This window comes from Xanthomarina arctica (assembly GCF_014638915.1).
GTDB lineage: Bacteria > Bacteroidota > Bacteroidia > Flavobacteriales > Flavobacteriaceae > Xanthomarina > Xanthomarina arctica.
The window spans coordinates 1,220,835-1,232,179 of record NZ_BMFQ01000001.1; the positions used below are offsets into that span (position 1 = coordinate 1,220,835).

Annotated in this window: 9 protein-coding genes; 4 read left to right on the forward strand and 5 right to left on the reverse strand. The window is 33.0% G+C overall.

Annotated elements, in window-relative coordinates:
* Positions 1-80 precede the first annotated feature (80 nt).
* The 4 genes from IEV77_RS05285 (at position 81) to IEV77_RS05300 (ending at position 6,508) form a co-directional block, all read left to right on the forward strand.
* On the forward strand, positions 81-2,312 hold the full coding sequence (locus IEV77_RS05285; RefSeq protein WP_188462521.1) for a S9 family peptidase: 2,232 nt from the start codon (positions 81-83) through the stop codon (positions 2,310-2,312).
* Positions 2,313-2,339: 27 nt separating this feature from the next.
* Positions 2,340-3,929: a peptide MFS transporter gene (locus IEV77_RS05290; RefSeq protein ID WP_188462523.1), complete on the forward strand. Its 1,590-nt coding sequence runs from the start codon at positions 2,340-2,342 to the stop codon at positions 3,927-3,929.
* Positions 3,930-4,056: 127 nt separating this feature from the next.
* Positions 4,057-5,844 carry a peptide MFS transporter gene (locus tag IEV77_RS05295; RefSeq protein ID WP_188462525.1) on the forward strand — a complete coding sequence of 596 codons (1,788 nt, stop codon included), beginning with the start codon at positions 4,057-4,059 and terminating at the stop codon, positions 5,842-5,844.
* 118 nt (positions 5,845-5,962) lie between these two features.
* Positions 5,963-6,508, forward strand: coding sequence for a thioredoxin family protein (locus IEV77_RS05300; protein WP_188462527.1), 546 nt, complete (start codon positions 5,963-5,965; stop codon positions 6,506-6,508).
* On the opposite strand, the gene IEV77_RS05305 is transcribed toward IEV77_RS05300, so the two are convergent.
* From IEV77_RS05305 to surE, 5 genes are read right to left on the reverse strand one after another with little or no spacing between them, the layout of a single operon-like run.
* A complete protein-coding gene (locus tag IEV77_RS05305; RefSeq protein ID WP_229736584.1) occupies positions 6,505-8,556 on the reverse strand; it encodes a ComEC/Rec2 family competence protein in 2,052 nt (683 codons plus the stop codon). The genes IEV77_RS05300 and IEV77_RS05305 overlap by 4 nt on opposite strands.
* Positions 8,557-8,577: 21 nt before the next feature.
* The gene (locus IEV77_RS05310; protein WP_188462528.1) at positions 8,578-9,102 is read right to left on the reverse strand and encodes a C40 family peptidase; all 525 of its coding nucleotides are present in this window, start codon (positions 9,100-9,102) and stop codon (positions 8,578-8,580) included.
* Position 9,103: 1 nt separating this feature from the next.
* Positions 9,104-10,219 (reverse strand): lipid-A-disaccharide synthase, encoded by a 1,116-nt coding sequence (gene lpxB / locus IEV77_RS05315; protein WP_188462530.1) that lies wholly within the window; start codon positions 10,217-10,219, stop codon positions 9,104-9,106.
* A gap of 46 nt (positions 10,220-10,265) precedes the next feature.
* Positions 10,266-10,550 (reverse strand): hypothetical protein, encoded by a 285-nt coding sequence (locus IEV77_RS05320; protein WP_188462532.1) that lies wholly within the window; start codon positions 10,548-10,550, stop codon positions 10,266-10,268.
* Positions 10,543-11,319: a 5'/3'-nucleotidase SurE gene (surE, locus tag IEV77_RS05325; protein WP_188462534.1), complete on the reverse strand. Its 777-nt coding sequence runs from the start codon at positions 11,317-11,319 to the stop codon at positions 10,543-10,545. The genes IEV77_RS05320 and surE overlap by 8 nt, the downstream gene beginning before the upstream one ends.
* Between the last annotated feature and the right edge of the window lie 26 nt (positions 11,320-11,345).

Genomic DNA, 11,345 nt, shown 5'->3' on the forward strand with positions numbered 1-11,345 from the left:
CTATTTAACTGTTAATATTGACGGTTTTTTGCATATTTTTTAGTAAACTTGGCATTATTTTATTCCTAAGAAACATTTAAATGAAATTTACTAAACATCTTCTCATACTTTGCATTTTTGCAACTTTCTTAACATCAGCACAGAATCAGGAAATATCCCTTGAAGACATTTGGTCTGGAACCTTTAGAACCGAAGGCATGGACGCTTTACATTCTATGAAAAATGGACAGCAATATTCTGTTCTTAATTTTGATAGAGTAGCTGGATCGACCTCAATAGATGTTTACGACTACAAAACTTTAAAAAAAGTAAATACATTAATTAATTCAAATGAAATTGAACCGATTACGTATTTCACCGATTATACCTTTAGCGATAATGAAAGTCAAATTCTTCTTGCTACAGATGTAGAGCAAATTTTTAGACGCTCTTCCTTAGGGAAATATTATATTTTCGATACTAAAACCAAGCAAGTAACTATAGTTGCTGAAGAAAAAATACAAGAACCAACCTTTTCGCCAGATGGGACTAAAATAGCTTATGGCTATAGTAACAATCTTTTTGTTAAGGATTTAAGTTCTGGAAAAACTACCCAAATTACCTTTGATGGTGAAAAAAATAAAATAATCAATGGTATTACAGACTGGGTTTACGAAGAAGAATTTGGTTTTGTAAGAGCTTTTGAATGGAATGCAGATAGTAATAAAATTGCCTTTATTCGTTTTGATGAAACCAATGTACCAGAATTTTCCATGGATGTTTATGGTTCGGCATTGTATCCTACACAAGACGTTTTTAAATATCCTAAAGCTGGTGAGGCCAATGCTATTGTATCTCTTCATTTATATAATTTAAAAACCGATAAGGCTTCAGAAGTAAAAGTAAAGAAAGCGTATAAAGATTTTTATATTCCAAGAATAAAATGGACGAACAATCCAGATGTGTTAAGTGCTCATTACTTGAATAGACATCAAAATGAATTGGATTTATGGTTAATTGATGCCGAAAAAAACACCTCTCAATTGGTTTTGGAAGAAAGAGATAAAGCTTATGTGGATGTAACAGATAACTTAACCTTTTTAGAAGATAATAGTTTTATCTGGACCAGTGAGAAAGATGGTTATAATCACATTTATCACTATTCTAAAGATGGAGAACTAATAAATCAGATAACCAAAGGTAATTGGGAAGTTACTAGTTATTATGGTTACGACGAGAAACACGATAAAATATTTTTTCAATCTACAGAAATTGGTTCAATCAACAGAGATGTATATTCTATAAAACTTAATGGAAGAAATAAAGAACGTTTAACTAATAGTGAAGGTAATAATAGAGCTTCTTTTAGTGCTGATTTTTCTTATTTTATCAATTCCTTTTCAAGTGCATCTACACCTCCGGAATATACTTTAAACGATGCTAAATCAGGAGACTTAATAAAGGTTATAAAAGATAACGACAAGCTTTCTAAGAAACTTTTAGATTACAAAATGTCTAAAAAAGAATTTAGTACAATCCAAATTAATGGCAACGATTTGAACATGTGGATGGTTAAACCCGCAGATTTTGATGCTTCTAAGGAATATCCGTTATTTATGTTTCAATATTCAGGGCCAGGTTCTCAAAGTGTTTCTAATACCTGGAATAGCGCAAATGATTATTGGTACCAATACCTTGCACAAAAAGGCTATATTGTAGCTTGTGTGGATGGAAGAGGAACTGGTTTTAAAGGCGCAGATTTTAAAAAAGTCACTCAAAATGAATTGGGTAAATATGAGGTAGAAGACCAAATAGATGCGGCCAAACAATTAGGGAAATTACCATATATTGATGCCTCTAGAATTGGAATTTGGGGTTGGAGCTATGGAGGCTTTATGAGTAGTAATGCTCTTTTTAAAGGAAATGATGTTTTTTCTATGGCTATAGCAGTAGCACCTGTTACTAGCTGGCGTTTTTACGATTCTGTTTATACGGAACGATACATGACTACACCACAAGAGAATGCAAGTGGTTATGATGATAATTCGCCTATAAACCATGTTGATGGATTAGAAGGTGATTTTTTATTGATTCATGGAACAGGAGACGATAATGTGCATGTGCAAAACACCATGCGTATGGTTGAAGCTTTGGTTCAGGCCAACAAACAATTTGAATGGATGATTTATCCAGATAAAAATCACGGTATTTATGGTGGCAACACTCGTTTGCATTTATATACTAAAATGTCAGATTTTATAGATGATACATTAGGTGATAAAAGAGATGTTTCTGAAGATAATAAAGTAGAGAAAGTAAAGATTAAAGGATAATAAACTGACTAACTAATAATAAAAAAAATGGAATATAAATTTGGAGGTTCTATTGAGAACCAAAAAACGGTATTAGGGCATCCTTCAGGGTTGTTTGTGCTTTTCTTCACAGAAATGTGGGAACGATTTTCGTACTATGGTATGCGGGCTTTGCTTGTGTTGTTTTTAGTATCAACGCTAATAGATGGAGGCTGGGAATGGACTAGATCAGATGCTTTGGTACTTTATGGTTGGTACACAGGATTAGTGTATTTAACGCCAATAATTGGAGGTTTTATTGCCGATAAATTTATGGGTTATAGAAAAGCGATTATTTTAGGAGCTTTTATTATGACTTTAGGGCATGCTTCTATGGCTTTAGAAGGAATGACTTCTATTTTCTTTTACGTAGGATTGTCCTTTTTAATTATAGGAAATGGTTTTTTTAAGCCAAACATTTCTTCTATGGTTGGGCAATTGTATAAATCGCAAGGAAAAGAAAAAGATGGTGGATATACCATTTTTTATATGGGAATCAACGCAGGTGCCTTTTTAGGAATCTTATTGTGTGGTTATATAGGTGAAAACATTGGATGGCATTTTGGTTTTGGACTTGCTGGAATCTTTATGTTTTTAGGAATGTTGCAATTTTATTTTACTCAAAAGATCTTTGGTAAAATTGGATTATCTCCTAACCAAACTGAAGATTTTGAGAAGAACTTTGAAAATAGTATGGAAACATTAGAAGATAATGTTAAAGCTGTTGCCGATGTTGCCGAAAGCCCTAAAGTAGTAAGAGATAGAATGTTTGTTATTGGTGTATTCTCATTATTTGTAGTATTCTTTTGGTGGGCTTTCGAGCAAGCTGGGGGTTCTATGACGGTTTTTGCGGCAGATTATACAGATAGAGCCTTAGTTGGTAGTGCAGCAATGACGTTTAAAATTGTAAACACAATTATAACAGTAGTGCCTATGTTAGTTATTACTTGGGTATTGGCCATGTTATTTAAACAGACTTATAGCTCATATTCTTTAGCTAATATCTTATTAGGCTTGAGTTTTGTTATTATTTGGGGAATCGTAATTTGGATGTTAAATAGAGAATTTCAATCAGATACAACAGAAGTTCCAGCATCTTGGTTCTCAGTTTTAAACTCCTTATTTATTATATTATTTGCTCCTGTTTTCTCTAAAATATGGGAAAGTAAATTGAATCCTTCAGGACCTATTAAATTTGCCATTGGTTTGTTGTTAGTAGGATTAGGCTTTGGAGTCTTAGCTTATGGAGCATCTACCATTCCAGATGGAGCCCAAACGGCATCTGTAAGTTTAATGTTCTTAGTTGGTGCCTATTTTTTACATACTTTAGGAGAACTTTGTGTATCTCCAGTAGGTCTATCTTATGTTAGTAAGTTGGCTCCTATTAAATTTGTAAGTTTAATGTTTGGAATTTGGTTTACCGCTAATTTCTTTGCGAATCTTTTAGGAGGTTTCACAGGGAGTTATATCGACTCTATTTCGGAGGAATACGGATTATCCACTTTCTTTTTAATGTTTACCATCATTCCAATTGTGGCGGCAGTGATAATGATGCTGTTAAATCCGATGCTTAAAAGAAAAATGCACGGTATTCAATAAAAATACGGATGCACTTAAATATTGCATTAAAAGATATAAAAAACACGCTATAATTAGCGTGTTTTTTATATTTTAGGGCGTTATTAATATTTTAAATTAATTACTAACTAGCTTAAAAAAATTATACATGAATACAGATATTGAAAATCTATTTAAAGACACCGTTCTCGGGCATCCAGTCGGATTATTTATCCTGTTTTTCACAGAAATGTGGGAACGTTTTTCTTTCTATGGAATGCGTATTCTTCTTATTTTATTTTTAACTGCACCAATGATGAGTGACAATCCAGGATGGGATTGGCCACGTGAACATGCATTATCATTAATTGGAACCTATGCCTCTTTACTATATCTAACTCCAATTGTAGGAGGTTGGATTGCCGATAAAATTACTGGATATCGTATTGCTGTAATTATTGGATGTTTGGTCATGACCCTAGGTCACGCAGCAATGGCAATGGAAACCACGCTTACCTTTTATTTGGGTCTAGCCTTACTAGTAATTGGAACTGGTTTTTTTAAACCGAATATCACCTCTATCATCTCTGAAATGTATAAAACTAGAGAATCCAAAAAAGATGGGGCTTATACTATCTTTTACATGGGTGTAAACGCAGGTGCTTTCTTCGGAATGATGCTTTGCGGATATCTAGCTGAAAATTACGGATGGCATTGGGGCTTTGGATTGGCAGGCGTATTTATGCTATTAGGAATGCTTCAATTTATCTTAGCTCATAAAATCTTTGGAAAAATAGGTGGTAAACCAGTTAAAAAGGGAGAAGTTGTGTTATCGGATAATGTAGATTCTACGAATCCTGAAGCGGTGGAAGAAGAATTGAAAGCTGAGATAAAACATAATCCATTTACGAAATTTGATTACTTATTAATAATCTTATCGTCTGTGGGTGGTTTGCTTTATCTTTTTAATGATCCATTGGAGACTATTTATTCCAAATCTTTGCTCCCTTTTGAAATTGCCGGAATGAGTGGTACTAATATTGTAGTTTTAGCAGCCTTGGCGATGTTTTTAGTTTTATTGATAACACGTATTGCCCGATATTTACCTATAGTAAGAGATAGACTGATTGCCGTGACCATATTTGCTCTTTTTACGGTGTTTTTCTTCGCCTTTTTTGAACAATCTTTAGGATCAATGACTTTATTTGCTAGTGATTACACCGATAGGAATTTGAGCGGAAATTCAGCAACTATTTTTAAAATAGTAGATGCCTTATTAACCACAATTCCTTTAATTATAATAACCTATGTTATTACACTTATATTCAAGAAAACATTCACAAAAATTGGAGCTTCAAACATTATCCTCGCCATTGCATTTATTGGCGTATGGGGATTGGTAATATTCCGTTTGTACGATAAGTTTAGCCAAACAGAAATGACGGTTGATGCGACATGGTTTGGAATTCTTAACTCATTCTTTATAATTACTTTGGCGCCTTTATTTTCAAAATGGTGGGAAAGTAAATACAATCCAAGTGCTGCCATGAAATATGGAATTGGATTGGTGCTTTTAGGACTTGGTTTCGGTATTTTGTCTTATGGGTCCGCAGATATCCCTCCAGGAGCTCAAACAGCATCTGTAAGTATGATATTTTTGATTCTAGCATATTTACTCCATACCATGGGAGAATTGTGCTTATCACCATTAGGACTTTCCTATCTTAGTAAATTGGTGCCAGCAAGAATGATTGGTTTTATGTTTGGAGTTTGGTATCTGGCTATCGCTGTAGGCCAAAAAGCTGCAAATACCATGGGAGGCATGATTGATAAAATATCTGAACAATATTCTTTGGGAACCTTCTTTTTAATATTTACTCTAATTCCTATAGGTGTTGGTTTAATATCTTTTTTCTTAAATCCATTACTAAAAAAGTTAATGCACGGTGTTCGTTAATCGAATATTTAGTTAAAAACAATAAAAAACACTTCTGTTTTGGAGTGTTTTTATTATTTTAGGAACAGTTTTTGAAACCTACAAAACTTAATTGTTAAGTTTGAAATTATAAATTATTATGAAAAAATTACTATCAGTATTATCTATTTTGCTTGTTGTTGTCAATATATCTGCACAGGAAATTAATTGGGTAAGTTTGGAGGAAGCCGTTGCTCTTCAAAAGAAAAATCCTAAAAAGATCATGATCGATGCCTATACCAATTGGTGTGGCCCATGTAAGATGTTAGATAAAAACACCTTTCAGAATAAAGATGTAGCTGCCTATGTAAATAAGTATTATTACGCGGTTAAATTTAATGCTGAAGGGAATGAAGTTATTAATTTTAATGGCAATATGTTTGATAATCCTAGTTATAATCCTGCAAATGCAAATAGACGAAATTCACCTCACGAATTAGCAGCTTATTTTAGCGTAAGGTCTTATCCAACTATTTTGTTTCTAGATGAAAAATCTGATTTTTTAAGCCCTGTTATTGGCTATAAAACACCGCAACAATTAGAAGTGTACTTAAAAATGTTTAATGATAACGAACATCTTAATATGAAAACACAAGAAGATTTTTCTGCTTACTACAGTACTTTTAAGCCAGAATTTTCAAATTAATCACTAGATAAATTAGTGATAAAAGCTCCCTTTTCACCTGTTTGGTGAAAAGGGATTTTTTGTTTTTCACAAGTTTCTTTCCAACGTTTTACATAAGACTTATAATTACTGCCGTCTGCAATAATATATTTTGGTTGCAAGGAATCGATGAGTCGATTTAAATTGATTTTAGGCGAATTTCTAAGTAAAACAAAGTCAGGCTTAAAGGAGATTGTTTTATATATCCCCAAGCTATCAATAACTAACAGCCAATTATTGTTTATAGGATAAATAGGCCTTAAGGTATCTTCTTTTATTTTAGAAATATCATGATAGGTTGTAAAGCTGTTTATCATGGTTTCCATTACATTGGTAGTGCTATCTAAATTGTGATATAATTCCAGTGTGTTTCCTTTCTGAATACCAAGAATACTATACCTGCTTTTATGAAAAACTATAAAGTTGTTTTTTGTTTCATTCATGTATTTTGTATACATATATGTGGTTTGACATATTATGATGGTGAGCAGAAATATGATGGTGTTTTTAAAGTTTTTAGCTTTATAAAAATGATATAAACTGATTATAACAAGGTAGCTGGCAATTACTTGCATCCAATTAAAAGAGATGTCTTTAATTATAAATTTTTCATGCTGGGAAACCCATTTAAAGAACCAATTCATCCCACCAATAATATGCCCGTAAATAGTGGCGACAAAATCTGGCAGGAAGTTGATGTTTGCCAAAATTATTACAACAATGCCATAACCTAGTATAATGCCTAAAAATGGTATGACTACCACATTAGAAAGTAGAAAAAGCCCTGGAATTTGATGGAAATAAAAAAGACTAATAGGTAAAACCCCAATTTGTGCGGCAATAGATACTGCAACAACTTGCCATAATTTATCTACCAACCAATATTTAGATTTCCTATAACCATATAATAGTGGGAAAACAGTAACAATAGCAATTACAGCAAGATAACTTAATTGAAACCCGACATCAAAAATTAAATTCGGATTAAAAAGTAACAGAATAAATGCTGAGGAAATTAAAATGTTTAGGGTGTTTTTTGGTCGCTTTAAATTCATTGTTATTGCTATCAAACTAAACATCAGAGAGGCACGTAAAACGGAAGCAGATAAACCCGCTATTACTGCAAAACTCCAAAGACAAATAATCAACAGAATGATCTTGTAAACATGCCCTCGTTTTAAGTATTCTAAGGGTTTAAATACAAAGTTTAAAAGCAAGAGTATAATTCCAACATGCAAGCCTGAAACAGCCAAAATATGCAAGGCTCCTGCATTTTTATAATCGTTGTAAACATCTTGGGAAAGGTCCTGTCTTTGCCCTAGTAAAAGCGCGTTTATAATGGCTAGTTCATTGGGTTTAAAAGGATGTTCCTTTAGCTTTTTATTAATATGTGTTCTTATGGCATCTGCATAGCCACTCAAACTGTTTTTATTGGTACTTTCTATTAAAATAGTTTTATAATCAGAATACATTTGGGCGTAGATGTATTTGTTCTCCAAGAATTGTTTGTAGTTAAACTGATTTGGGTTTAATGGGTTTTCTGTTGGTATTAATTCGGATTTTAACACCAGAACATCATCTACTGAAAAGGGCTTTGTAAGAGAGTCTTTTCTAATATTTAGTAAAGCCAAGCCGTTAACCGAATTGCTGTCTAATTTAATTAATTTCACAACATACCTGTCGTTGTAGCTATTGGGTTTTAAAATGCTGGAAATCTTTAAGCTTATTAAAGAAGTGGCTTCTGTTTGATATGGCCTACTAGATGTATAGTGGTTTTTATAATGTCTTTGATTATGAAGGTTTTCAACTAAGACACCCAAAGAAATCATACATAAATAGGAGACACACCCAAACCAGATGTTCTTAGAATGTAATGGTTTTGAGATAAAATAGATTACAGCAAGTAATACTAGAAGAACGCCAAATGCGATGCTTGCAGACCTTAGTGGAATATCGCTAAAATGAGACAATAAAATACCTGTAACCAGAAAAATGGTTAACTTAATGATAACGAAATCAAAGAGTTTCACATAAGTAAGATACTTAAAATCTTACAATATCCGACGTGCTTGGACAAAAGCAAAATACCAATACTTTTCGGATAATTCGGATGTCATAACACCTTTACTTGTAGAAGCATGGATAAATTCAACATAACCTGGTCTAGATTCAGTAACCATGCCTACATGATTAATATGTCTGCTGTTTTTTTTGGTAGCAAAAAACAGTAAATCACCTTTCTGCACTTCCTTGACATCTACCCAGTCTCCAGTTGTAGCTAAACCTCCTGTAGTTCTTGGTAAAGCAATGTTTTCACTATTGTAAGCCGTAGTAATTAAGCCAGAACAATCCATGCCACTTTTGGAAGTGCCACCATATTTGTAACGAACACCATTATATTTCTCTGCCGTTTTAATAATGTTTTTTATGCTAGCGCTTTCAGGAGCATCAGTCTTATTAATTTTTGAAACAGTTGTTGTTTTAGGAGACTTTTTACTTGAACTGCTTGTACTTTTAGTAGATTTACATGCCGAAATGGTTAAAAGAAGAAGTAATAAGTAGGTTATTTTTCTCATGTTAATTTTTTATAGCGTTATAAATTAATTTGGCAGTTTTTTCGCTAGCTCCTTTTCCACCTAGTTTCTTTTCAAGTTCGTAATATTCTAAAAAAGAAATAGCTCTATTATAAGGATCGAGTATAATATCAAGCTCTTTTTTTAAAGTTTTTGTGTTGAAATCGTTTTGAATTAATTCCGTAACCACCTTTTTATCCATTATTAAATTTACTAAAGAAATATATTCTAAATTAATTAGTCGTTTTCCAATTTGGTACGAAATCCAGTTGCCTTTGTAACAAACTACCTGTGGCACTTTAAACAAGGCAGTTTCTAAGGTAGCCGTTCCTGAAGTTACTAAAGCGGCTGAGGAGACCGAAAGTAAATCGTAAGTTTTATTAGATATAAAGCCAACCTTGGTATTCTTAATAAAAGGTTCGTAAAAGCTATAATCTTGACTTGGAGCTCCAGCAATTACAAATTGGTAATTTGGATAATCTTTTATAACGGAGAGCATTACTGAAAGCATTTTTTTTATTTCTTGCTTTCTGCTTCCTGGTAAAATTGCAATAATCGGTTTTTCATTTAGTTCATGATCTGCCCGAAACGTATATTCATTTACTTGTGTTCTATTGGCAATGGCATCAATAGTTGGATGCCCAACAAAATGAACTGGATATTTATGTTTGGTTTCGTAAAAATCCTTTTCGAAAGGTAGAATCACATACATTTCGTCTACGTCTCTCTTTATTTCTTTTATTCGGCTTTCTTTCCAAGCCCAAATTTGGGGTGAAATGTAATAAAATGTTTTAAAGCCCTTTAGTTTTGCCCATTTGGCAATTCGTAAATTAAATCCAGGATAATCAATAAATATAATAACATCTGGATTAAATTCTTCAATATCCTTTTTGCAAAAAGAGAGATTGCTGAATATGGTTCTTAGGTTCATAAGCACTTCGGCAAAACCCATAAATGCCAAATCGCGATAATGTTTTACTAAGGTACCACTGGTTTCACTCATTAGATCGCCACCCCAAAACCTAAAATTAGCATGCACATCTTCTTTTTGCAACGCTTTCATTAGGTTAGAGCCATGTAGATCTCCTGAGGCTTCTCCAGCAATAATATAGTATTTCATTTGTTTATGTTGCTTCTTTTTTATTAATCGCACAGATGTTTTTTATTTATATAAATTTAAAAACAAAAGTTGAAACAGCAATAATAATTGTCATTAATAAGACACCTCTAGCACGATAATCCTGTTTCTTTTTTATAAAAACGAAAAAAGCTATCAAATTTAAAATGGCTCCCAAACTAATTAGCTTCCCTAAAATACCTTCGTTAGAAGCAGTGCTTAAAACGGTAAAAAAATCTTTACCCTCTCCAAAAATTAAAGAGGCGAAATAGAGTCCCATAACGTTTGCAATTAGACCTACTAATAAACCAATAATAACTTCTTTCTTAATCATTAAATTTCCATGTATTTAAGGTTGAAATGGTATGATGTGCTGTTAAATCAAATTGGACAGGAACTACTGAAATGTAGCCATTTTCTAAGGCCCATTCGTCTGTATCTTCACCAGGATCCAAATTTACAAATTTTCCAGTAAGCCAATAATAATCTTTTCCTTGAGGCGATTGTCTTTTGTCAAATTCCTCTTCCCAATTGGCTTTAGCTTGTCTGCACACCTTGATCCCTTTAATGTCTTTCTCAGGTAAATTAGGGAAATTAACATTTAAAACCACCTGATCTGGTATGCCATTTTCCAACGCATTTTTAGCAATAGTTTTTACGTATTTTTTGGCTGTTTCAAAATTGGCATTGTAATTATAGTCTAATAACGAAAAACCAATGGCAGGAATTCCTTCAATTCCAGCTTCTAAAGCAGCACTCATCGTGCCAGAATAGATAACATTAATAGAAGAATTGGAGCCATGATTAATTCCAGATACACATAAATCTGGGCGTCGATCTAAAATTTCTTTAACGGCTAGTTTGACACAATCGGCTGGTGTGCCAGAGCAACTGTATTCCTCTTGCTCGCCGTCATCAATATAAACACGTTCTAAATGTAGCATAGAATCAATTGTGATGGCATGTCCCATACCGCTTTGCGGACTATCTGGAGCAACAACTACAACCTCGCCAAGTTCTTTCATGACATCAATTAATGCTCTGATACCCGGAGCTGTAATACCATCATCATTAGTGACTAAAATAAGTGGTCTTTTTGTCATTTTTATTTCAAATTAACATTGCTAAA

Coding starts and splice junctions, on each gene's coding strand:
- IEV77_RS05300 (WP_188462527.1), top strand. CDS start 5,963: ATGAAAAAATTACTATCAGTATTATCTATTTTGCTTGTTGTTGTCAAT.
- IEV77_RS05295 (WP_188462525.1), top strand. CDS start 4,057: ATGAATACAGATATTGAAAATCTATTTAAAGACACCGTTCTCGGGCAT.
- IEV77_RS05285 (WP_188462521.1), top strand. CDS start 81: ATGAAATTTACTAAACATCTTCTCATACTTTGCATTTTTGCAACTTTC.
- lpxB (WP_188462530.1), bottom strand. CDS start 10,219: ATGAAATACTATATTATTGCTGGAGAAGCCTCAGGAGATCTACATGGC.
- IEV77_RS05320 (WP_188462532.1), bottom strand. CDS start 10,550: ATGATTAAGAAAGAAGTTATTATTGGTTTATTAGTAGGTCTAATTGCA.
- IEV77_RS05310 (WP_188462528.1), bottom strand. CDS start 9,102: ATGAGAAAAATAACCTACTTATTACTTCTTCTTTTAACCATTTCGGCA.
- IEV77_RS05290 (WP_188462523.1), top strand. CDS start 2,340: ATGGAATATAAATTTGGAGGTTCTATTGAGAACCAAAAAACGGTATTA.
- surE (WP_188462534.1), bottom strand. CDS start 11,319: ATGACAAAAAGACCACTTATTTTAGTCACTAATGATGATGGTATTACA.